Raw genomic sequence first — 22,376 nt, 5'->3', positions numbered from 1 at the left:
CTGCAGCAGTCGTACCCGCCGCCCGAACACGTCGATGACAGGCGGCTTCGTCAAAAACCTATCGGTAGCGCCGCTCGCTCGGGCAATCGGGCACCGACAGTGGCGCGAGTGAGTCCCTGTCGGATCCCTACAGAAAGACCGGCGCGGGAGGGAAACCGTGTAGTCCGCGGGGCACGTCCACGACATGATCGGACCCGACAGGCCACGACAGCAGGGAGACCTCGGTGCCTCATTCCATCGACGAAGCCTTCACGGCGCTTCCCCTACGGTCCCTCGCCGACGCCGCGCTGGCACGCGCGCGTGCGCTCGGGGCCGAGCACGCGGACTTCCGGTTCGAGCGGGTGCGCAGCGCGTCCTGGCGGCTGCGGGACGCCAGGCCCGCCGGATCGTCGGACACCACCGACCTCGGCTACGCGGTCCGGGTCGTGCACGGCGGCACGTGGGGCTTCGCCTCCGGTGTGGATCTGACCATGGACGCGGCCGCCCGGGTGGCCTCCCAGGCGGTGGCCATGGCCAAGCTGTCCGCTCAGGTCATCAAGGCCGCAGGCGCGCAGGAGCATGTCGAGCTGGCCGACGAGCCGGTGCACGCGGACCGGACGTGGGTGTCGTCGTACGAGATCGATCCCTTCTCGGTGCCCGACGAGGAGAAGGCCGCGCTGCTGGCGCAGTGGAGCGCACGGCTGCTGGCCGCGAACGGGGTCAGCCATGTGGACACCTCGCTGCTCACCGTGCACGAGAACAAGTTCTACGCCGACACCGCCGGGACCGTGACGACCCAGCAGCGGGTGCGGCTGCATCCGGAGCTGACCGCGGTGTCGGTGGACGACTCCAGCGGCGAGTTCGACTCGATGCGGACCCTCGCGCCCCCGGCCGGCCGGGGCTGGGAGTATCTGACCGGCACCGGCTGGGACTGGGACGAGGAGCTGGAGCGGATCCCGGAGCTGCTGGCGGAGAAGATGCGGGCGCCGAGCGTGGAGCCGGGCCTGTACGACCTGGTGGTCGACCCGTCCAATCTGTGGCTGACCATCCACGAGTCCATCGGCCACGCCACCGAGCTGGACCGCGCGCTCGGCTACGAGGCCGCCTACGCCGGCACCTCCTTCGCCACCTTCGACCAGCTGGGCAAGCTGAGGTACGGCTCCGAGCTGATGAACGTCACCGGCGACCGCACCGCCGAGCACGGCCTCGCGACCATCGGGTACGACGACGAGGGCGTCGCGGCGCAGTCCTGGGACCTGGTGAAGGACGGCACGCTGGTCGGCTACCAGCTGGACCGGCGGATCGCGCGGCTCACCGGGTTCGACCGCTCCAACGGGTGCGCCTACGCCGACTCCCCCGCGCATGTGCCGGTGCAGCGCATGGCCAACGTCTCGCTCCAGCCGGACCCGGCCGGGCTGTCCACCGAGGACCTGATCGGCGGCGTCGACCGGGGTGTCTACGTGGTCGGCGACCGGTCCTGGTCCATCGACATGCAGCGGTACAACTTCCAGTTCACCGGGCAGCGCTTCTTCAAGATCGAGAACGGGCGGATCACCGGGCAGCTGAGGGACGTCGCCTACCAGGCGAACACGACCGACTTCTGGGGCTCGATGGCCGCGGTGGGCGGTCCGCAGACCTATGTCCTCGGCGGTGCCTTCAACTGCGGCAAGGCCCAGCCCGGACAGGTGGCCGCCGTGTCGCACGGGTGCCCGTCCGCTCTCTTCAAGGGCGTCAACATTCTGAACACCACGCAGGAGGCCGGTCGATGAGCGCCCGTACGAACAAGCCGCACGAGATCGTCGAGCAGGCGCTCGCGCTGTCCCGGGCCGACGGCTGTGTCGTCATCGCCGACGAGCACTCCACCGCCAACCTGCGCTGGGCGGGCAACGCGCTCACCACGAACGGTGTGACGCGCGGTCGTACGCTCACCGTGATCGCGACCGTGGACGGCAAGGAGGGCACGGCCTCCGGTGTCGTGTCGCGCTCGGCGGTCACCGCGCGGGAGCTGGAGCCGCTGGTGCGGGCCGCCGAGAGCGCCGCGCGTGGGGCAGAGCCCGCCGAGGACGCGCAGCCGCTGGTCGTCGACGTGCCGGAGGCGCCGGACTTCACGGACGCGCCGGCCGAGACCTCCTCCGCCGTGTTCGCCGACTTCGCGCCGGCGCTCGGCGAATCGTTCGCACGCGCGCGTGCGGGCGGCCGGGAGCTGTACGGCTTCGCCAACCACGAGCTGGTCTCGACGTACCTGGGTACGTCCACCGGACTGCGTCTGCGGCACGACCAGCCCACCGGCACGCTGGAGCTGAACGCCAAGTCGCCCGACCACACCCGCTCGGCCTGGGCAGGCCGCTCCACACGGGACTTCAAGGACATCGACCCGGGCGCGCTCGACGCCGAGCTGGCCGTACGGCTCGGCTGGGCCGAGCGGCGGGTGGAGCTGCCCGCGGGCCGCTACGAGACGCTGCTGCCGCCCACGGCCGTGGCGGACCTGCTGATCTACCAGCTGTGGTCGGCGTCGGGCCGGGACGCGGCCGAGGGCCGCACGGTCTTCTCCAAGCCGGGCGGCGGCACCCGCGTCGGCGACAGGCTCTCGGAGCTGCCGCTGACCCTGCGCAGCGACCCGAACGAGCCGGGCCTGGAGTGCTCGCCGTTCGTGGTCGCCCACTCCTCGGGCGGCGACCAGTCCGTGTTCGACAACGGGCTGCCGGCCCACGCCACCGAGTGGATCGGCCAGGGCGTGCTGAGGCACCTGACCACCACCCGGCACAGCGCGGCCCTGACCGGGCTGCCCGTGGCCCCGGCGCTGGGGAACCTGATCCTGGACGGCGGGAACGACCGCTCGCTGCAGGACATGGTCGCGGACACCGACCGTGGCGGGCCCTGCCTGCTGCTGACCTGCCTGTGGTACATCCGCGAGGTCGACCCGGCGACGCTGCTGCTCACGGGCCTGACCCGGGACGGCGTGTACCTCGTGGAGAACGGCGAGGTGACCGGGCAGGTGAACAACTTCCGGTTCAACGAGTCGCCGGTGGACCTGCTGCGGCGGGCCACGGAGGCGGGGCGTACGGAGAAGACGCTGCCGCGCGAGTGGAGCGACTGGTTCACCCGGGCCGCGATGCCCGCGCTGCGGATCCCGGATTTCAACATGAGCTCTGTCAGTCAGGGCGTATAACCTCGTAGGCGTTCGCAGTCGGGCGTCGTCCGGCTGCCCGAAGATCACCGAGGAGACAAGAGAACCGTGACGGACATCGTCGACGAGCTGAAGTGGCGGGGGCTCATCGCCCTCTCCACGGACGAGGACGCATTGCGCAAGGCGTTCACGGACGGTCCCGTCACGTTCTATTGCGGCTTCGACCCGACCGCGCCCAGCCTGCACCTCGGCAACCTGGTGCAGATCCTGACGATGCGCCGCATCCAGCAGGCGGGCCACCGCCCGCTGGGCCTGGTCGGGGGGGCCACCGGTCTGATCGGTGACCCGAAGCCCACCGCGGAGCGCACGCTGAACGCGCCCGAGACCGTCGCCCAGTGGGTGGAGCGGCTGCGCGCGCAGATCGAGCCGCTGCTGGACTTCGAGGGCCCGAACGCCGCGGTCATGGTCAACAACCTGGACTGGACCCAGGGCCTGTCGGCCATCGAGTTCCTGCGGGACATCGGCAAGCACTTCCGGGTCAACAAGATGATCGCCAAGGAGGCCGTCTCCCGTCGGCTCAACTCCGAAGCGGGCATCAGCTACACCGAGTTCAGCTACCAGATCCTGCAGGGCATGGACTTCCTGGAGCTGTACCGGCGGTACGGCTGCACGCTGCAGACCGGCGGCAGCGACCAGTGGGGCAATCTCACCTCCGGCACCGACCTGATCCACCGGGTCGAGCCGGACGCCGTGGTGCACGCGCTCGGCACCCCGCTGATCACCAAGGCGGACGGCACCAAGTTCGGCAAGACCGAGTCCGGCACGGTGTGGCTCGACCCCGAGATGACCACGCCGTACGCGTTCTACCAGTTCTGGGTCAATGCCGACGACCGGGACGTCGCCAAGTTCCTGCGCATCTTCAGCTTCAGGTCCCGCGAGGAGATCGAGGAGCTGGAGCGGCAGACCGAGGAGCGTCCGCAGGCTCGCGCCGCGCAGCGGGCGCTCGCCGAGGAGCTGACGACGCTGGTGCACGGCGCCGACCAGACGGCGGCGGTGATCGCCGCGTCGAAGGCTCTCTTCGGGCAGGGCGAGCTGGCGGATCTGGACGGCAGGACGCTGGCCGCGGCGCTGTCCGAGGTGCCGCACATCCAGGTCGCCGAGCTGGGTCCCGTGGTCGATCTGTTCGCCGAGGTCGGGCTCGTCGCCAGTAAGTCCGCGGCGCGGCGGACCGTGAAGGAGGGCGGGGCCTACGTGAACAACGTGAAGGTCGCCGCCGAGGATGCGGTGCCGGCGGCCGAGGAGCTGCTGGACGGGCGGTGGCTGGTGCTGCGGCGAGGGAAGAAGAACCTGGCCGCGGTGGAGGTCACGGGCGCCTGAGCGCCGAACGGGGCGTGGGTGATCTGGCGACTGCGGCTTCGTCGTGGTCGATCGCGCAGTTCCCCGCGCCCCTTTCGGGGCGCCTCCCCTCAGCGGGTTGTCAGGCTCCGACGCGCTGCTGCTTCTTCTTCCCCAGCGTCGCCATGTAGAGGGCGTCCACGGCCGCGACGATGATGATCGCGGCCACCAGCTGGAAGATGTGCCGGCTCCAGTCGATGCCGGGGGTCGCCGCGACTCCCACGGCGCGGGCGACCGCGTTGCCCACGATGGCGCCCAGAATGCCGCAGATGGTGGTCAGCCACAGCGGGCTGTGCTGTTTGCCCGGGATGACCGCCTTGGCGATGATGCCCAGCACGAATCCGACGATGATCGCCCACAACCAGCCCATGACTGCCTCCTCGTACGGCTCGACGTGAGCATTACGGCCAGTGTGGGTCGGTGCGCCGTACGGCGCATGTCGGGGTCCCCCGTGCGCGGCAGTGCCGAGGGGATTACCGCAGGCAGCGGGCGACCCGGTCTCGTAGGCGGCGCAGCCGCGGCGTAACGTGGGAGAGGTCCCGGCCGGTTCCCCGCCGGGCCTGGGACGACGGTGCGGGCCGGGGGAGAGTCCGATGCGGGCGGATGGTGGAATGTGATGCGGAAACAGCACGGTGGCGGCGCCCAGGTTTTCCGGATCACCGGTGCCCGGACGGGACTCGCCGAGGATGTACGGGGCCGGCAGCGGCGGTACGTCATCTCGATGACGATCCGCACGGCGTCGGTGATCCTCGCCGTCACGCTGTGGAACGTCGAGCGGTACGTCGCCGTCGTCGCGCTCGTGGCGGGCGTTCTGCTTCCCTATGTGGCCGTGGTGATCGCGAACGCGGGCCGGGAGCGGCCGCCGTCGCTGCCCTCGACGTTCGTCACCGCGCCGATGCGGCCGATGATCACGCCGCCGCGGGCGGAGGAGCCGGAGGCGGAATCCGTTCCGGAGGACGCGGCAGCTCATCCGACGGGGGCGCACGGTGAGCGGTCCGACCCGGCGTGAACGCGGCGGGCGCGACGCAAACGGAATGCGACCCCCCGTCAAGCTCAAGAAAAGCTCAGATCAATCGTGCAGTTCCAGTGCCGGGCGGCGGGGTACCCGTGACATACTGCGTACGCGCTCCGCATCCCCCGTCGGAGCGACGGACCGACGCCGGGCAGCTCCCCCCGTGGCTGCTCGGCGTCGCCTTGTCCGGGCCTCTTTCTGCGAGACGAACCGTGAGTGACGAGACCCCCATCTGCTCCGCCAAGGGCTGCCGCACCGCTGCGGTGTGGGTGCTGGCGTGGAACAACCCGAAGATCCATACGCCGGAGCGGCGCAAGACATGGCTCGCGTGCGAGGAGCACCGCGAGCATCTTTCGCAGTTCCTCGGGGTTCGGGGATTCCTCAAGGACGTGGTCCTGCTGACGCAGTGGCAGGAGGAAGGAAGCGGCTGAGGACCGGGGTCGGTCACGGCTTCGGTGCGCTCTCGCGCCCGCGCGGCGCAGCCGCACATCCACGCAGTCCGCGTGCCCTTTCGGGTCGGCCGCTCAGCCCCCGATCGCGGACATGGGCCTGTCCGGCTGCACGAACGACGGGTCGTCCAGGCCCGCCCCCGCCTTCTTCCCCCACATCGCCAGCTTCCAGATGCGGGCGATCTCCTCGTCCGGGGCGTCGGAGCGCAGGGCTGCGCGCAGGTCGGTCTCCTCGGTCGCGAAGAGGCAGGTGCGTATCTGGCCGTCGGCCGTGAGGCGGGTGCGGTCGCAGGCCGCGCAGAAGGGGCGGGTGACCGAGGCGATGACACCGACCCGGTGCGGGCCGCCGTCCACCAGCCAGCGCTCCGCCGGTGCCGAGCCGCGGGCGCCGGCGTCCTCGGGGGTGAGGTCGAAGCGGGTGCGCAGGGAGGCGAGGATGTCCCCCGCGGTGACCATGCCGTCGCGCTTCCAGCCGTGCTGGGCGTCCAGGGGCATCTGCTCGATGAACCGCAGTTCATAGCCATGCTCCACGGCCCAGGCCAGGAGGTCGGGGGCCTCGTCGTCGTTCAGCCCCGGCATCAGGACCGAGTTGATCTTGACGGGGGTGAGACCGGCCGCGTGCGCGGCTTCCAGACCCTCGATCACGTCCTTGTGCCGGTCGCGCCGGGTCAGGGTCTTGAAGACCTCCGGGCGCAGGGTGTCCAGGGAGACATTGACCCGGTCCAGACCGGCGGCCTTCAGGGCGGTCGCGGTGCGCTTCAGGCCGATGCCGTTGGTGGTGAGGGACATCTGAGGCCGCGGCGCGAGGGCGGCGACGCGCTCGACGATGCCGACCAGGCCGGGGCGCAGCAGGGGCTCGCCGCCGGTGAAGCGGACCTCCTCGATGCCGAGCGTGCGCACGGCGATGTCGATGAGGCGGACGATCTCGTCGTCCGTGAGCAGGTCGGGCTTGGCCAGCCACTGCAGGCCCTCCTCGGGCATGCAGTACGTACAGCGCAGATTGCAGCGGTCGGTCAGCGAGACCCTCAGGTCGGTGGCCACTCGGCCGTAGGTGTCGATGAGCACGTGGGCCCCCTCCCTCTTCGCTCCACTCAGTTTCCGTCACGGGTGAGCCGCCCGTCACCGACGAGCCTACGTGACACCGCTGACATCGACGGCGACCCGATCCGACGAGGTGCGGGGCGGCCGCGTCGTAGGACCGTACAGGCCCGGACGACGCGGCCGTCGTACGAAGGTGTCAGTGTGCTCCGGTGCCGGTCAGGGACCGCACCTCCAGTTCGGCGTACTTGCCGGCGTCCGGGGCCTCCTTCGACAGCAGGGTGCCCACGGCACCGAGCAGGAAGCCGACGGGGATGGAGATGATGCCGGGGTTCTCCAGCGGGAACCAGTGGAAGTCCACGTCGGGGAACATCGAGGCCGGGCTGCCGGAGACCACCGGTGAGAACAGCACCAGGCCGACGGCGGTGACCAGGCCGCCGTAGATCGACCACAGGGCGCCCGAGGTGGTGAACCGCTTCCAGAACAGGCTGTAGAGGATGGTCGGCAGGTTGGCGGAGGCGGCGACCGCGAAGGCGAGGGCGACCAGGCCGGCCACGTTCAGGTCGCGGGCCAGGGCGCCGAGGAGGATCGAGACCGCGCCGATGCCGACGGTCGCCCAGCGGGCCGCGCCGATCTCCTGCTTCTCGGTGGCCTGCCCCTTCTTGATGACGTTGGCGTAGATGTCGTGCGCGAAGGACGACGAGGAGGCCAGGGTCAGGCCGGCGACGACCGCGAGGATGGTGGCGAAGGCGACCGCCGAGATGCTGGCGAGCAGGACGGCGCCCCAGGTGGAGTCGACGCCGCCCAGATGCAGCGCCAGCAGCGGTGCCGCCGTGTTGCCCGCCTTGTTGGAGGCGATGATCTCGTCCGGCTTGATGAGGGCGGCCGCACCGAAGCCCAGGGCGAGGGTCATCAGGTAGAAGGCGCCGATCAGGCCGATCGCCCAGATGACCGACTTCCGGGCGGCCTTGGCCGTGGGCACGGTGTAGAAGCGGATCAGGATGTGCGGCAGGCCCGCGGTGCCGAGGACCAGGGCGATGCCGAGCGAGAGGAAGTCCAGCTTGCTGGTGCCGGTGGCGCCGTACTTCAGGCCGGGCTCCAGGAAGGGCGCGCCCTTGCCGCTGTTGTCGGCGGCCTTGCCGAGCAGGTCGGAGATGTTGAAGTGGAACTTCAGCAGCACCAGGAAGGTCAGCAGCAGGGCGCCCAGGATCAGCAGGACCGCCTTGACCATCTGGACCCAGGTGGTGCCCTTCATGCCGCCGATGGTGACGTACACGATCATCAGGACGCCGACCAGGGCGACGATGCCGATCTTGCCGCCGTCGCTGGTGATGCCGAGCAGCAGCGAGACGAGGACTCCGGCGCCGGCCATCTGGGCCAGCAGGTAGAAGATCGAGACCACGATGGTGGATGTGCCCGCCGCCGTACGGACGGGGCGCTGGCGCATCCGGTACGCCAGCACGTCGCCCATGGTGTAGCGGCCGGAGTTGCGCAGCGGCTCGGCGACCAGGAGCAGGGCGACGAGCCAGGCGACGAGGAAGCCGATGGAGTACAGGAAGCCGTCGTAGCCGAACAGGGCGATGGCGCCGGCGATGCCGAGGAAGGACGCGGCGGACATGTAGTCGCCGGAGACGGCGAGGCCGTTCTGGAATCCGGTGAACTGCCGTCCACCGGCGTAGAAGTCGGCGGCGTCCCGGGTCTGACGGCCCGCCCAGACGGTGATGACGAGGGTCGCGGCGACGAACACCGAGAACAGCGTGATGATCAGCGTCCGGTGTTCGCTCGCCTCACCGGCGGCCAGCAGGGTGTGCGCTGCGGGGCTCATGCGCCGCCCTCCATCCGGGACTTGATGGCCTCGGCCTTCGGGTCGAGTTCGGTGGCGGCGTGCCGGGCGTACCACCAGGCGATGAGGAAGGTGGTGAGGAATTGAGCGAGACCCAGGACGAGCGCGACGTTGATGTTGCCGACGACCTTGGTGCCCATGAAGCCGCCCGCGTAGTTGGAGAGCAGCACGTACAGCAGGTACCAGGTGATGAAGGCGATGGTCAGCGGGAAGGCGAAGGAGCGGTGGGCGCGGCGCAGTTCACCGAACTCCGCGCTCTGCTGCACCTCGGCGAACTCCTCGGTGGAGGGAAGGGGGGTCCCCGGTGCGGCCGGGGGCGGTGTCTCGGTGGCCACGAAATCTCCTCGCGTGCGGATCCGATGACGAACGGGGGGGATCGATGGTGCTCACGCTCTCTGCCCAAGGTCCACGACGCCACGCGAAGATCGGTTCAAGTCCTATGAGTTCTTTCGCAAGCGGTCTGGGCAAGCCATTGCCAAGACATTGCTGTGCGGTGGGCCATGGGGATAGCTTCTGCCTGCACCAGTGGACGCCGCCTGCACCGGCGGAGCACGCGTCAAGCGCCAACGGCTTCTACGGCTTCTACGGCTTCTACGGCTTCAGCGCGGTCGACGCGCCGCGCGCCGTCCGGTAGTCAAGTAGCCGCATTGATCAGGCAGTTCCCGCAGCGCTCAAGGCCCTTCCCGCACTACCCGGACCTCCCGAGCATCCCGGATTTCCCGCACGCCACGCTCGCACCGCGAACGAATGGAGAGAACCGACCCATGACTGCGCCCGAGCCGCGCTACCGCCGCGCTCTCGCGATCCCGGCCGGAATGGCCTTGGCCACGGCACTCGCGTTCCTGCCGAACGTCACCGCGTCCGCGGCGGACCGCACCCCCGCGGCCACGGCCGACGGCCCCCTGCTCAGCTATGTCGTCAACATCCCTCCGGGGCACGGCGTTTCGGCGCATGTGCGCAGGGCGATCACCGAGGCCGGCGGCTCGGTGGTGATCGCCTACGACCAGATCGGTGTGATCGTCGCCCACTCGGCCGACCTCGACTTCGCCCGGGAGATGCGCGCGGTGCCCGGGGTGGACTCGGCCGGTGCCACGCGCAACGCGCCGCTGCCCGCACAGTCCACCACCGACGTCGGCACGCCGAGGGTGCTGAGCGCCGAGCAGGTGGCCGAGGCGAAGGCCACGGACGGTCAGGACCCGCTGGAACCGCTCCAGTGGGACCTGCCGGCCATCAAGGCGGACAAGGCGCACGAGAAGACCCTGGGCAGCCCGGACGTCACGGTCGCGGTCATCGACACCGGCGTGGACGACACCCACCCGGACATCGCGCCCAACTTCGACCGCGCGGACTCCGCCAACTGCGTCACCGGCAAGCCCGACACGACGGACGGGTCCTGGCGGCCGAGCACCACGGAGAGCCCGCACGGCACCCATGTGGCGGGGGAGATCGCGGGCGCGAAGAACGGCGTCGGCATCACGGGCGTGGCGCCGGGCGTCAAGGTGGCCGGCATCAAGGTCGCCACCCCGAAGGGGTACTTCTACACCGAGGCCGTGGTCTGCGGCTTCATGTGGGCGGCCGAGCACCACGTCGACGTGACCAACAACAGCTACTACACCGACCCCTGGTACTTCAACTGCACCGGCGACCCGGACCAGAGGGCACTGGTGGACGCCATCACCCGGGCCTCTCGGTACGCGGAGAGGAAGGGCACGGTCAACGTCGCGGCGGCAGGCAACGAGCGCTACGACCTCGCGTCCGACTCGATCACCGACCCGGCCTCCCCGAACGACGGCACCCCGGCGGACCGGGTGATCGACCCACACACGTGCTACGACATACCGACCCAGCTGCCGGGGGTCGTGACGGTCGCGGCGACGGGCGCCAAGGGCCTGAAGTCGTCCTACTCCAACTACGGCCTCGGGGTCGTCGACATCGCCGCGCCCGGCGGCGACTCGACCGCCTACCAGAAGCCGGAGCCCCCGGCGACGAGCGGGCAGATCCTGGGCCCGCTGCCGGGCGGCAAGTGGGGATACATGTCCGGCACGTCGATGGCGACCCCGCATGTCGTGGGCGTTGCCGCATTGATCAAGTCAACCCATCCACATGCACCGGCCTCGCTGGTCAAGGCGCTGCTGTACGCGGAGGCCGACGCCACACCGTGCACGGACCCGTACGACATCGACGGTGACGGCAAGGTCGACGCGGTCTGCGAGGGGTCGAGGAACCACAACGGCTTCTACGGCTTCGGCACGGCGGACGCACTGGCCGCGGTGACCGAGTAACCGATCACGGGCAGTCAGGCAGCCGGGCAGTCGGGCAGCATGGGTGCCGACCGCGCATATATTGATCCAGTCGATAATGCATAGTGCATTCATGACTGCTATCAAGTTCGCGTGGTCCGCCCTGGGCGGCGATCCCGCCCGTCTCGCCCGGCTGACCACGGTGGCGCGGGAGGGCGCGCTGGAGGCGCGCCTTCCCGTACGGGATCTCGCCCGCGCCTGCGTCGGCGCCTGTGCGCTGGCCGCCGCCGAGCTGGCGGGCCGACGGGCCGGGCTCGCCGAGGTACCCGCCGTCCGGGTCGACGACGGCGCCGTGGCGGCCGCCTTCCACAGCGAGCGGCACCTGCTGGTCGACGGGCGGGCGCCGGTCGCCTTCGCGCCGCTGTCGCGGTTCTGGCGGACCGCCGACGGCTGGGTGCGTACGCACGCCAACTACCCGCACCACCGGGCCCGGTTGCTCGGCGCACTGGACCTGCCGGCGAACGCCCCGGTGGCGGCGGTGGCCGCCCGGTTCGCCCAGTGCTCCGCGCTGGCGGCCGAGGAGGCCGTCCACGGCGCCGGCGGCCTCACCGTGGCCCTGCGCGACCCGAAGGAGTGGCAGGCCCACGAGCAGGCCGCCGAGGTGGCCGCACGGCCCCTGGTCGAGCGCGAGCGGCCGACCACCGCGCCCGCGCGCGTGCTCGCGCCGCTGGACCCGGCCACCGCTCCCCTGCTGCCCGCCGCCGGACTGCGGGTGCTGGACCTCACCCGGGTCCTCGCCGGCCCGGTGGCCACCCGCACCCTCGCCCTGCTGGGCGCGGACGTGCTGCGCGTGGACGCCCCCTGGCTTCCCGAACTCCCCGACCTGCACGCCGACACGGGCTTCGGGAAGCGGTCCGCCACGCTCGACCTGGGCGCCGAACCGGACGCTTTCGAGGAGCTGTTGGCCACCGCCGACGTCGTCGTCACGGGCTACCGGCCGGGCGCCCTCGACCGGTTCGGGCTCTCCCCGCAGGCGTTGTTCGCGCGCAGGCCTGATCTGGTCGTGGCACAGGTCTCGGCGTGGGGCGCGTACGGCCCCTGGGCCGCGCGGCGCGGCTTCGACAGCCTGGTGCAGGTCGCGACCGGGATCGCCGTGACCGAGGGCTCGGCCGAGGAGCCCGGCGCGCTGCCCGCGCAGGCGCTGGACCACGGCACCGGCTATCTGCTCGCGGCGGCCGTCCTGCGGGCGCTGACCGAGCAGTCGTACGACGGAGGCGGACGGCTCGTACGGCTGGCGCTGGCCCGGACCGCTCACTGGCTGACGGACGGGATCCGGCCGACCGCGGGCGCCGGGGCGCCGTACGAGGGGCCGGAGGCCTGGCTGACCGAGACGGACGGCCCGCTGGGGCGGCTGCGGCACGCACGGCCGCCGGTGACCTTCGCCGGCGGCCCCGCCGACTGGGCCCGGCCGCCGGTGCCCTGGGGGTCGGACAGCGCGCGCCGGCACTGAATCCGCGGGCAGCCGGAAGCGCACGCATGCATGAAATGCCGTACCCTCGTTCGTTTTCCGGGACTTGCCCGGTTCTGCGGTGGCTGGCGAAGATCGCGGGGTGCGCTTGATACGACCGACCGCCGGGGCGACCGACGCGAGGAGCCCCGCCCGGCGGCCCGGCATCGGCCGAGCCGCCGCTCTTGTGATCCTGGTGGCGCTGGGCGCCCTGATCCCGCTGCTCGGGCCGTCGGCGGCGCTGCACGGCACGGGGGAAGCCGCCGCGCCGGGGGTCGGCGGCATCGGGCTGCTGCGCACGGTGCTGATCGCCGCCGCGAGCGTGCCCCTCGGCGAGCTGTTCGTGCACCGGCTCGCCCGGCGTCTGCCCGGGGCCCCGCCCGAACGGCCGCGCAGCTGGGCGCCGTTCGCCACCACGGCCGGATTCGTGGCCGCGCTGGCGCTCGCCGCGGTGGTGTCCGCCGGCGATCTGGTCCCGCACCGCCTCGGCCAGATCGACGTCGGCGGCCTGTACGGCTCCCGTGACGGCCGGCTGGCGCTGCTGGAGGTCAACGGCTTTCTGCTGGCGGCCCTGTGCGCGCTCGCCCGGCGCCCGGCGGCACAGGTGTGGCCACTGGCCGCGGTGGTGGTCGCGGAGGCCTTGCGCGCGCATCCCACGACCGAGCAGAGCCCGCTGATCGGCTCGGGTCTGACGCTGGTGCACCTGACGTGCGCGGCGCTGTGGAGCGGCGGTCTGCTGTCCGCGCTGCGGCTGCTCAGGCGGTGGCGGGGCGACCCGGCCGGGGCCGCGCTGCTCGCCCTCTACGCGCGCGTGGCGGCCGCCCTGCTGGCGGCCATCACCGCGACGGGCGTGTGCAGTTCGCTGCGCCGCATGCCGTCGGCCACGATCCTGGACCAGCTGACGACGACGGCGTACGGACGCACCCTGCTGGCCAAGGTGATCCTGGTCGCCGCCGTCGCGCTGCTCGCCCTGTGGGCCCGGGTACGGCTCGGCCGCGCCGCCGACCCGCTGACCGCGTACACGCCCGCGCGGGCCGAGGTGATCGCCCTGGGCGCGGTCGTCGCGGTCTCGGGACTGCTCACCGCGCTGCCGCTGCCGATCCGCTGGACCTAGCGGGGTCCAGCGGATCCAGGCGACCTAGGAGATCTAGCCGTTGGTGACGAGCACCTTGAGGGCGGTGCGCTCGTCCATGGCCTTGTAGCCGTCCGGCACGCCCTCGATGCCGACGGTCATGTCGAACACCGGCGAGGGGTCGATCGTGCCGTCCAGGACGTCGGGCAGCAGCTCGGGGATGTAGGCGCGGACCGGGGCGACACCGCCGCGCAGGGCGATGTTCCGGTCGAACATGACGCCGAGGTCGAGGCCGGTGCCGCTGCCGTGGGGCACGCCCACGAAGCCGATCGCGCCGCCGTCGCGGGTGATGTTGACCGCCGTCCGCATGGACTGCTCGGTGCCTACGGCCTCCACGACGGCGTGCGCGCCCTGGCCACGGGTGAGTTCCCGGACCGCCTCGACGGCCGCGTCCCCGCGCTCGGCGACGACGTCGGTGGCGCCGAAGCGGCGCGCGATGTCGGTACGGACCTCGTGCCGGCCCAGCGCGATGATCCGCTCGGCGCCGAGCCGCTTGGCGGCCAGGACGGCGCACAGGCCGACGGCGCCGTCACCGACGACGGCGACCGTGGCGCCGGGGCGGGCGCCCGCGCCGAGGGCGGCGTGGTGGCCGGTGCCGAGGACGTCGGAGAGGGTCAGCAGGGCGGACAGCAGATGGTCGTCGGAGGCCGCGTCCGCCGGCAGCTGGACCAGGGTGCCGTCGGCGAAGGGCACGCGCACGGCCTCGCCCTGGCCGCCGTCGTAGCCGACGGAGCCCCAGAAGCCGCCGTGCTCGCAGGACGTCGTCAGGCCCTCGCGGCAGTAGTCGCAGACGCCGTCGGACCACATGAAGGGCGCGACCACGAGATCGCCCCGCTTGACCGTGCTCACCTCGCCGCCGGTCTCCTCCACGACACCGAGGAACTCGTGCCCGATGCGCTGGCCCGGCTGCCGGGCCGCCTCGCCGCGGTAGGCCCACAGGTCGCTGCCGCAGATACAGGCGCGCAGCACCCGTACGACGGCGTCGGTGGGCAGCTGCACCACCGGCTCGGGAACGTCGTCCACGCGCATGTCGTACGGGGCGTGGATGGTGGTGGCGCGCATGGCGAGGGTCCTTCTCGTGCGGGGTCGTGCGGTGTGCTCAGGGGGTGGTCGAGCGCACCTCACGGTACGCCGTGGCCGGTGGTCGCCGCTCGGCGAGGGTGCCGTACCCGCGGGGAGGGTCAGACGCCCACCGCGCCCAGCAGGCTGCCCGCCGCATAGGTGACCCCCATGGCCAGCGCCCCGCCCACCACATTGCGCAGCACCGCCCGCTCGGGGCCCGCCGAACCGAGCCGGGAACTGGTCCAGCCGGTGAGGACGAGCGCGGCCAGGACGGAGACGACGGTCACGGGCAGCCGCCAGGCGGCCGGGGGCAGGACGATGGCCAGCAGGGGCAGCAGTGCGCCCACCGTGAAGGCCAGGAAGCTCGCCCAGGCGGCGTGCCAGGGGTTGGTCAGGTCGTCCGGGTCGATGCCCAGCTCCACGCGCGCGTGGGCCCGCAGCGCGTCCCGCGCGGTGAGCTGTTCGGCGGCCTCCCGGGCCACCTCGCGGGACAGGCCGCGCTCCTCGAGCAGCGTGGTCAGCTCCTGCAGCTCGGCCTCCGGCTGCTCCCGCAGTTCCCGCTTCTCCAGGGCCAGCGCGGCCACCTCGGAGTCGCGCTGGGTGGACACGGAGACGTACTCGCCGGCCGCCATGGACATCGACCCGGCGAGCAGACCGGCCAGTCCGGCGGTGAGCAGGGCGGACCGGCTCTCGGTCGCGCCGGCCACGCCGACGACGATGCCGGCGGTGGAGACGATGCCGTCGTTCGCGCCGAGCACGGCGGCCCGCAGCCAGTTCAGCCGCGAGCCGAGCGCGCCCCCGTGGGCCTCTTGGTGGGTGGGTGCCGTCACAGCAGGGAGGATCGCACCCCGACGCCCACCCGCGCCGCACCGACGCTCCCCCACCGCCGCCGACAGCCGTGATCACCGGCTCCCGCCCTCACCACACCCGAAGCGACGCCCCCCGGGCGAAAACGGGGCTGGTCGCGTCTGCCGGAGGTTCCGGCAGCGGCTCGGCGACCTCGGTCACCGTGGGGCCCACCTTCGCCGCGACCGGGTCGAGGAGGGCGAGGTCGAAGCCGTAGAGGCGGGCCGCGTTGCCGCCGAGCATGGCGGTCAGCTCCTCGCGGGGGACGCCCGCGTAGGCGAACCTCAGGGCCTCACGGGTGTAGGGGTGGGTGCCCTCGTCGTGCGGGTAGTCGCTGCCCCACATGATCTTGTCGACGCCGATGCGGTCGCGCAGCGGCACCTCGTGCGGGCGCATGAAGCTGGCGCCGACGTAGCAGTGCTCGCGCCACACCCGGGACGGCGCCTCGCCCATGCTCTCGGTCAGTCCGGCGCCGAACCTGGCTTCGGCGGTGGCGGCGTTCGAGGCCGCCGACACCAGCCGGCCGTGGTAGTAGTCCAGCATGTCGAGGACGCCGGGGATCCAGCCGGAGCCCTGCTCGGTGAGCACCAGCTTCAGCCCGGGGTGGCGGCGGAAGACACCGCCGAAGACCAGGTGCCACAGGGCGCGGTGGGAGAACCAGGTCGTCTCGACCATGAAGACGGCGCGGGCGGCCGGTTCGTTGCCGAGCGGTGGTGAGGCGCCGCCCGCGTGGTGGTTGACGGGGACGCCGAGTTCCGCGCAGGCGGCCCAGATCGGGTCGTACGCGCGCGAGTACAGCTCGGGCAGGCCGGAGCCCGGCGGGGCACCGGGCAGCATCAGGCCGCCCTTCATGCCCGCCGACGCGGCCCGCCTGATCTCCTTGACCGCCTCGTCGACGTCGCCCAGGAGGATCTGGAAGACACCGGCCCGGCGGCCCGGTGCGGCCGCGCAGAAGTCCGCGAGCCAGCGGTTGTGGGCACGCAGGCCCGCCCAGCGCCGCTCGAGGTCGTCGGCGGTCAGCGGCTGCGTCATCAGCGAACTCGACGGGAAGAACGGCGGGATGGTGTTCGGGAATATCACCTCCGCGACGATCCCGTCCGCCTCCAGCTCCGCAAGGCGCCGCTCGGAGTTCCAGTTCCGGTCGGCCGTGTCGGCGAGCAGGTCCTCGTGCGGATTGACGTAGGTGGCCGCCCAGACGTCGAAGTCGTCGTGGTAGCGCTTCTCCAGGTACGGCTTGTAGTCGAGGAGATCGGCGCCGGCGTGGCAGTCGGCGGAGATCACGGTGTAGCGGTCGTCGTTCATCAGGTCACCCCCAGAGCCGTCGTTCATCGGGTCGCCTCCGGCGTCGGCAGGCCCGAGGCCGGGCCCAGCACCGGGAAGTCGTGGTCCGTCAGCCAGTGCCGGCCCGTCTCGCGGGAGCGCGCCCAGGACGCCTCGACCGCCGTCTGGTCGGCCGGCTGGCCGAGGTCGGCGGGGGTCGGGCCGATACGGCGGGCCAGGGGCGCGAGCTTCGCCACGTCGAAGCCGAAGACCTCGGCGGCGGCGAGGCCCAGCATGCGGCGGGTCTCGGCGACGGGGATGTCGTGGAAGGTGCGGCGCAGCCACGCGCGCGTGTCGGGCCAGGTGCCCTCGGGGTGCGGGAAGTCGCTGCCCCAGAGGATGTTGTCGACGCCGATCTCGTACCGCTGGGCCAGTTCGCGCCGCTTGGTGTTGGTGGCGCAGACGAAGACCTGCCGGTCCAGGTACTCGTGCGGAGCGCGCTTCAGCTCCTGGAACGGGGAGAGCTTCTTGCCGCCGTGCGCGCCGAGGTAGAGGCGGTCCATGAACCACAGCAGGTTCGGCAGCCACCAGCAGCCGGACTCGGCCACGCCGAAGCGCAGGCCCGGGTGGCGTTCGAAGACGCCGGACCAGAGCAGGAACCACAGCGGCCGGGCGGGCCACCAGGTCACCTCGCTCACATAGATGCCGAGGTGCTCGCCGTACTCCTCGCGCGGGGCGGCGCCGGAGTGCGTGAGGACCGGCATGCCGCACTCGGCGGCGGCCGCCCACACCGGGTCGTAGCGCCGGTCGTGGTACGGCTCCCGGCCGGCCCACATCGCCGGGATCATCAGGGCGCCCAGGCCGGACTCCTTCGCCCGGCGGACCTCGGCGACGACCTCGGGCACCTCGCCGGTGATCGGCAACAGGGCGACTCCGCAGTGCCGTTCGGGGTGTTCGGAGACGAACTCCGCGAGCCAGCGGTTGTGCGCCCTGGCGCCCGCCATGCCCAGCTCGGGGTCCTGGTCGCCGGAGAGGCCGAGGCCCACGCCGAAGGGGGCGGCGGTGCGGCTGTCGACGGCGTCGGCGTCCGGGAAGACCACCTCGGCGGCGACACCGTCCCCGTCCAGCTCCTTCAGGCGCTGCGCGGTGTCCCAGCCGCCGCGCAGGCCTTCCTCGTTGTCCCGGAACCACCGGTCGGCGAAGGCCTCGTTGCGGATGCCGAGCCGCGTCGCCTCCTCGCGGCGCCGGTCGCGGCCCGCGAGGAACTCGTCGAAGTCCCGGTGGAAGCGGGACTCCAGATAGGGCCGGTACTCCTCGGTGGGCAGTCCGGCGTGGCAGTCGGAGGAGATGATCAGATACGGGTCCCCGCCGGAAACAGCGTCGGTCACAGCAGCCTCCCGGTCAGTCGAGTACGAAGCTTTCGAGGTACGACGGGTTCGCCCGGTCCAGCATCGAACGGGACCGCGCGTGGATCTGGGCGTCGCTGTGCTCGCTCGTCGGCAGCAGCCAGAAGCGGTCCTCGCGCAGGCCGGCCACGACGAGGTCGGCGACCTCCTCGACGGGCGTGAAGCGGATCTCCTTGCCGGCCTCGCGCATCGCCGCCTCCCACTGGTCGAGGCTGCGGTACGGGGTCCTGCGCGGGCGCTGCTTGGCGTAGCGGGCGGGGCGGTTGCGGTGCGACTCCCACAGGCCGGTGCGCAGCATGTGCGGCCCCGGAAAGAGCACGGAGGCGCCCACGCGCGCGTGCTCGGCCTTCAGATGGGCGTACAGGGACTCGGTCAGGGTGACGACGGCCGCCTTGGTGACCGCGTAGACCGAGGCGGTCGGCAGGGGGGCGATCCCGCCGTCGCTGGAGGACGTGTTGACCACATGACCGGGTTGACCCGACTTGATCATCCTGGGCACGAACGCCTGGACGCCGTGGAAGACACCCCACACGTTGACGGCGAAGGCCCACCGCCAGTCGTTCGGGTCGTGCTCCCACATCCGGCCCTCGGCGCCCGAACCGACGCCCGCGTTGTTGCACAGGACGTGCACGGCGCCGTAGGTGTCGTAGGCCTCCTCGGCCAGCTCCATGACCTGGGCGCGTTCGCCGACGTCGACCACGCGCGCGTGCACGTCGGCGCCCTCGGCCCGCAGATCCGTCGCGGCCTTGTCGAGGGCGGTCTCCTCCACGTCGGCGAGGACCACCTTGAGGCCCTCGGCGGCGAACCGCCGGGCCATCGCGAGTCCGATCCCGCTCGCCGCGCCCGTGACGACGGCGACCTGTCCGGCCTGCAGGTCCATGCGGCTCAGCTCCCCTCGGGCGGCGCGTCGAGGATCTGCAGCGGATCGTCGTAGCGCTGGTGGACGTACGGCAGCAGCGCCTGGGCGTCGACCCGTTCGACGACCCGGCCGCTCTGGTCGCTGGTCTTCTCGCCGATGGTGATCTCGCGCAGCCGCAGCACCGGGAGGTCGGCCACCGGGTCGTACGCCGACTCGCGCAGGACGACCTCACCGGCGACGCGCTCCAGTCGGCGCACCTTCTCGTGGCGGACGCAGTGCACCAGCACCGGGTCGGTGTCGAAGCCCGAACCGTCCACCGCGGGAAGGAACTTGAAGTAGAAGTCGGTCTTGCGGCTCGGCTCCGGCAGCGGCAGTTCGGCGTCCACCGTGCCGCGCACCTCGGCGAAGGCGATGCCGTGCCGGCTCATGACCGCGCGCACGCCCGCGCCGTCGCGCTCGACCGTCACCTCGCCGAGCTTCTTGGGCTCGCCGAAGACCTCGCGTCCGCCCGTGAGGGCGCGCTCGTGGGTCATCGGCATGACCAGCGGATACCAGCCCTCGACCGCACCGTGCGCGGCGGCCACCGCGAACGAGCCCGCGCCGAGCGGGTATCCGGGCAGGTCGACCGCGCTGATGTTGACCCGCGCGAGCGGGCTGCCGGTGGGTTTCAGGGGTGGCGGCAGCACCGCCGCGACCGCGTCCGGGTCGGTCTCCCAGACGGCCACCACCCCGGTGGACCAGATGTCGGGAAGCCGCGTGCTCGCGGTGCGGGTCGCCTCGATCTCCCGTTCGGTCCGTGCGCCGTACCGTACGCGTGCCATACGTCGTACCGCCCTTCTTCTGGCGCGCCCATGTCCGACGGCCCCCATTTCTGACGGGCCGTCATCTGTAACACTGTTACAGCAGTCCTCGCCCGGGGTAAAGAGCCGGGGGTAAAGACACGCGTACGCCTACGACTTGGGAGGATCATGGCGAGCGGGACGAGGAGTGCGCTGACCCGGGAGGCGGTGCTGGAGGCCGCCGCTGATCTGGTGAAGCGGCACGGGCCGGACGCACTCACCATGCGGGCGCTCGCATCGGCGCTGGGCACCGCCGTGACCTCGATCTACTGGCACGTCGGCGGCCGTGAGGCCCTGCTCGACGCCCTGGTGGAGCGGACCGTGGCCGAGCTGGGCGAGATCCGCCCCCGCGGACGCACGCCGGAGGAGCGCGTGGTCGGCGTCGCGGGCGACCTGCGCCGGCAACTGCGCGACCATCCGCATCTGGTGGCCCTGGTGCACGAGCGGGGGCTGACCGAGCGGATGTTCCTGCCCGCCCAGCAGGCCCTGGTGCGCGAGGCGCACGCCGCCGGACTGCGAGGCACCCGTGCAGCCGAGTTCGTGCGGGCCGTGCAGTTCCAGGTCGTCGGACATGTGCTGGTGGAGCGCAACCGCGAGCGGGCCCCCGCCCAGCACCCCGACGAGCACGACCTGTGGCGCACCGAGACCGCCGGGGACGACCCCGCGCTGGCGCGTGCGCTGGCCCGACCGGTGGACAGCGAGCGGCTGTTCGTGACGACCGTGAGAGCGCTGGTACGGTCCCTGCTGCCGGCCGACGCGGCAGGTCCCACCCACCTGTCCGGCTCGTCCGACTCGTCCGGCTCGGCCGGCTGAGGAACACCGGTCGGCGGTCGGCGGTCGGCGGAGGAACACCGACACGAACGACGGGGAAGCTCCGGCCGGGTCGTCCGAGAGACGCACGACGCGCACGCGCGCGTGTGCGACGTTCGAGCGGCCGGACGGCCTCGCGGGCCGCCGGAGCGCCCTGAAGGTCGGGGCTGTCGGTCGCGGCCCGTATCCTCAATGACCATGCTCGAAGACCGTGCGACCGCAGTGTCCTCCCCCACCCAGTGGCCGGCCGCGTACCCGAAGGGATACGCGGTCGTTGACGTGGAGACCACCGGCCTGGCCCGGGACGACCGGATCATCTCGGCGGCCGTCTACCGGCTGGACGAGCGCGGCGAGGTCGAGGACCACTGGTACACCCTGGTCAACCCGGAGCGCGATCCGGGGCCCGTGTGGATACACGGTCTGACGAGCGAGGTGCTCGAAGGAGCGCCGCTCTTCGCGGACGTCGCCGAGGAGTTCGCGGCCCGGCTGGACGGCCGGGTGCTGGTCGCGCACAACGCCGTCTTCGACTGGCAGATGATCGCGCGGGAGTACGCGCGCGCACAGCGCGAGGCGCCGGTGCGTCAGCGGCTGTGCACCATCGCACTGTCGAAGGAGCTGGGACTGCCGCTGCCCAACTTCAAGCTGGAGTCGCTGGCGGCGCACTACGGCGTCGTACAGCAGCGGGCGCACCACGCGCTGGACGACGCGCGCGTGCTGGCGGAGGCGTTCCAGCCCAGCTTGCGCGCCGCCGCGGCGGGCGGCGTGCGGCTGCCGCTGCTGGAGTGCCGGCCGCTGACGGAGTGGTCGGACCGCCCGGTGCCCCGCCAGTCGTCCGGCGGCTACGGCGCCTATCGGCCGACCAGTTGGCGTCCCTCCCGCAGGAAGACCGCGTGCCCCTACCCCAATCCGGGTCGCTACGAGGACGGCAAACGCCTCAAACAGGGCATGCGGGTGGCGTTCTCCGGAGACACCTCCGTGGACCGCGAGCTGCTGGAGGACCGGGCCACCGAGGCCGGTCTGCACATCGCGTCCAGCATCTCGCGGCTGACCAGCCTGCTGGTGACCAATGACCCCGACTCGGGTACGTCCAAGGTGGTCAAGGCGCGCCAGTTCGGCACGCCGGTCGTCGACGAGGCCGCGTTCGGGCAGCTGCTGCGGGACGTCGAGCCCGCCGACGGGTGAGCGCGGGAGACGAGGGACCGCACCGAGACGAGCGATCGTACGAAAGAGTGATCGGCACACGACTCACCCGGAACCCGCTCGCCCTCGCCTCGGCGACGGCTCACCCTGTGGCGCATGGCGAAATGTGAAGTTTGCGGCAATGACTACGGGATGACCTTCGAGGTCCATGCACAGGGCTCGGTTCATGTGTTCGACTGCTTCTCCTGTGCGATCCACCGGATGGCTCCCCTCTGCGAGCACTGCAGGGTGCAGATCATCGGCCAGGGCGTGGAGGCCGACGACAAGTGGTACTGCGGCGCGCACTGCGCCCGCGCCGAAGGGAAGACGGGAATCGTCGACCGGGTGTGACCCGGTACCCGCCTGAATGCACCCCACGGCCCGGAGGTACCG

The 22,376-nt window shown here is 71.9% G+C and carries 22 protein-coding genes; 12 read left to right on the top strand and 10 right to left on the bottom strand.

Annotated features, from left to right (window positions below; translation table 11 throughout):
• The first annotated feature begins 224 nt into the window (after positions 1 to 224).
• The 3 genes from AQI95_RS22125 to tyrS all read left to right on the top strand — a co-directional run bounded on the left by AQI95_RS22125 (position 225) and on the right by tyrS (position 4,483).
• Entirely contained in the window at positions 225 to 1,748 is a 1,524-nt protein-coding gene (locus tag AQI95_RS22125) for a TldD/PmbA family protein (RefSeq protein ID WP_067126190.1), read from the top strand.
• A complete protein-coding gene (locus AQI95_RS22120; RefSeq protein WP_067126188.1) occupies positions 1,745 to 3,148 on the top strand; it encodes a TldD/PmbA family protein in 1,404 nt (467 codons plus the stop codon). The genes AQI95_RS22125 and AQI95_RS22120 overlap by 4 nt, the downstream gene beginning before the upstream one ends.
• Before the next feature lie 66 nt (positions 3,149 to 3,214).
• The gene (tyrS, locus tag AQI95_RS22115; protein WP_067126184.1) at positions 3,215 to 4,483 is read left to right on the top strand and encodes a tyrosine--tRNA ligase; all 1,269 of its coding nucleotides are present in this window, start codon (positions 3,215 to 3,217) and stop codon (positions 4,481 to 4,483) included.
• Positions 4,484 to 4,583: 100 nt separating this feature from the next.
• Here tyrS and AQI95_RS22110 read toward each other — a convergent pair whose 3' ends face one another.
• Positions 4,584 to 4,871 carry a GlsB/YeaQ/YmgE family stress response membrane protein gene (locus AQI95_RS22110; protein WP_067126181.1) on the bottom strand — a complete coding sequence of 96 codons (288 nt, stop codon included), beginning with the start codon at positions 4,869 to 4,871 and terminating at the stop codon, positions 4,584 to 4,586.
• A 246-nt stretch (positions 4,872 to 5,117) separates the two neighbouring features.
• On the opposite strand from AQI95_RS22110, the gene AQI95_RS22105 reads away from it, so the two are divergent.
• Positions 5,118 to 5,510, top strand: coding sequence for a DUF3099 domain-containing protein (locus AQI95_RS22105; RefSeq protein ID WP_067126178.1), 393 nt, complete (start codon positions 5,118 to 5,120; stop codon positions 5,508 to 5,510).
• Positions 5,511 to 5,725: 215 nt separating this feature from the next.
• Positions 5,726 to 5,944, top strand: a complete 219-nt coding sequence (locus AQI95_RS22100) for a hypothetical protein (protein WP_067126176.1) — start codon at positions 5,726 to 5,728, stop codon at positions 5,942 to 5,944.
• 93 nt (positions 5,945 to 6,037) lie between these two features.
• On the opposite strand, the gene moaA is transcribed toward AQI95_RS22100, so the two are convergent.
• The 3 genes from moaA to AQI95_RS22085 all read right to left on the bottom strand — a co-directional run bounded on the left by moaA (position 6,038) and on the right by AQI95_RS22085 (position 9,178).
• Positions 6,038 to 7,027, bottom strand: coding sequence for a GTP 3',8-cyclase MoaA (gene moaA / locus AQI95_RS22095; RefSeq protein WP_067126172.1), 990 nt, complete (start codon positions 7,025 to 7,027; stop codon positions 6,038 to 6,040).
• 172 nt (positions 7,028 to 7,199) lie between these two features.
• Positions 7,200 to 8,825: a solute symporter family protein gene (locus tag AQI95_RS22090; protein WP_067126169.1), complete on the bottom strand. Its 1,626-nt coding sequence runs from the start codon at positions 8,823 to 8,825 to the stop codon at positions 7,200 to 7,202.
• Positions 8,822 to 9,178, bottom strand: coding sequence for a DUF485 domain-containing protein (locus AQI95_RS22085; protein WP_067126167.1), 357 nt, complete (start codon positions 9,176 to 9,178; stop codon positions 8,822 to 8,824). Before AQI95_RS22085 ends, AQI95_RS22090 begins: the two co-directional genes overlap by 4 nt.
• Positions 9,179 to 9,336: 158 nt before the next feature.
• Between AQI95_RS22085 and AQI95_RS47385 the strand changes: the two genes are divergently transcribed.
• The 4 genes from AQI95_RS47385 (at position 9,337) to AQI95_RS22070 (ending at position 13,704) form a co-directional block, all read left to right on the top strand.
• The gene (locus AQI95_RS47385) at positions 9,337 to 9,477 is read left to right on the top strand and encodes a hypothetical protein (protein WP_159056556.1); all 141 of its coding nucleotides are present in this window, start codon (positions 9,337 to 9,339) and stop codon (positions 9,475 to 9,477) included.
• 130 nt (positions 9,478 to 9,607) lie between these two features.
• Positions 9,608 to 11,125, top strand: coding sequence for a S8 family peptidase (locus AQI95_RS22080; RefSeq protein WP_067126164.1), 1,518 nt, complete (start codon positions 9,608 to 9,610; stop codon positions 11,123 to 11,125).
• A gap of 91 nt (positions 11,126 to 11,216) precedes the next feature.
• The gene (locus AQI95_RS22075; RefSeq protein WP_067126162.1) at positions 11,217 to 12,593 is read left to right on the top strand and encodes a CoA transferase; all 1,377 of its coding nucleotides are present in this window, start codon (positions 11,217 to 11,219) and stop codon (positions 12,591 to 12,593) included.
• 100 nt (positions 12,594 to 12,693) lie between these two features.
• Positions 12,694 to 13,704: a CopD family protein gene (locus AQI95_RS22070; protein WP_067126160.1), complete on the top strand. Its 1,011-nt coding sequence runs from the start codon at positions 12,694 to 12,696 to the stop codon at positions 13,702 to 13,704.
• A 33-nt stretch (positions 13,705 to 13,737) separates the two neighbouring features.
• Here the strand turns inward: AQI95_RS22070 and AQI95_RS22065 are convergent, their stop codons facing one another.
• From AQI95_RS22065 to AQI95_RS22040, 6 genes are all read right to left on the bottom strand, one after another.
• The gene (locus AQI95_RS22065; protein WP_067126158.1) at positions 13,738 to 14,784 is read right to left on the bottom strand and encodes a zinc-dependent alcohol dehydrogenase family protein; all 1,047 of its coding nucleotides are present in this window, start codon (positions 14,782 to 14,784) and stop codon (positions 13,738 to 13,740) included.
• Positions 14,785 to 14,903: 119 nt separating this feature from the next.
• Complete coding sequence (locus AQI95_RS22060; protein ID WP_067126157.1) at positions 14,904 to 15,614, bottom strand: VIT1/CCC1 transporter family protein; 711 nt, start codon at positions 15,612 to 15,614, stop codon at positions 14,904 to 14,906.
• Positions 15,615 to 15,702: 88 nt separating this feature from the next.
• Positions 15,703 to 16,959 carry an amidohydrolase family protein gene (locus AQI95_RS22055; RefSeq protein WP_244188808.1) on the bottom strand — a complete coding sequence of 419 codons (1,257 nt, stop codon included), beginning with the start codon at positions 16,957 to 16,959 and terminating at the stop codon, positions 15,703 to 15,705.
• Positions 16,956 to 18,278 carry an amidohydrolase family protein gene (locus AQI95_RS22050; RefSeq protein WP_067126156.1) on the bottom strand — a complete coding sequence of 441 codons (1,323 nt, stop codon included), beginning with the start codon at positions 18,276 to 18,278 and terminating at the stop codon, positions 16,956 to 16,958. The genes AQI95_RS22055 and AQI95_RS22050 overlap by 4 nt, the downstream gene beginning before the upstream one ends.
• Positions 18,279 to 18,291: 13 nt before the next feature.
• A complete protein-coding gene (locus AQI95_RS22045; protein ID WP_067126152.1) occupies positions 18,292 to 19,176 on the bottom strand; it encodes an SDR family NAD(P)-dependent oxidoreductase in 885 nt (294 codons plus the stop codon).
• A gap of 5 nt (positions 19,177 to 19,181) precedes the next feature.
• The gene (locus AQI95_RS22040) at positions 19,182 to 19,976 is read right to left on the bottom strand and encodes an acetoacetate decarboxylase family protein (protein WP_067126149.1); all 795 of its coding nucleotides are present in this window, start codon (positions 19,974 to 19,976) and stop codon (positions 19,182 to 19,184) included.
• Positions 19,977 to 20,123: 147 nt separating this feature from the next.
• On the opposite strand from AQI95_RS22040, the gene AQI95_RS22035 reads away from it, so the two are divergent.
• From AQI95_RS22035 to AQI95_RS22025, 3 genes are all read left to right on the top strand, one after another.
• Entirely contained in the window at positions 20,124 to 20,807 is a 684-nt protein-coding gene (locus AQI95_RS22035) for a TetR/AcrR family transcriptional regulator (protein ID WP_067126140.1), read from the top strand.
• A gap of 195 nt (positions 20,808 to 21,002) precedes the next feature.
• Complete coding sequence (locus AQI95_RS22030; protein ID WP_067126383.1) at positions 21,003 to 21,986, top strand: DEDDh family exonuclease; 984 nt, start codon at positions 21,003 to 21,005, stop codon at positions 21,984 to 21,986.
• 114 nt (positions 21,987 to 22,100) lie between these two features.
• Entirely contained in the window at positions 22,101 to 22,334 is a 234-nt protein-coding gene (locus tag AQI95_RS22025; protein WP_079071386.1) for a hypothetical protein, read from the top strand.
• Positions 22,335 to 22,376 lie beyond the last annotated feature (42 nt).

Origin of the sequence: Streptomyces yokosukanensis, assembly GCF_001514035.1 — a bacterium.
Lineage (GTDB): Bacteria > Actinomycetota > Actinomycetes > Streptomycetales > Streptomycetaceae > Streptomyces > Streptomyces yokosukanensis.
This window is presented reverse-complemented; position numbering and strand designations above follow the sequence as displayed.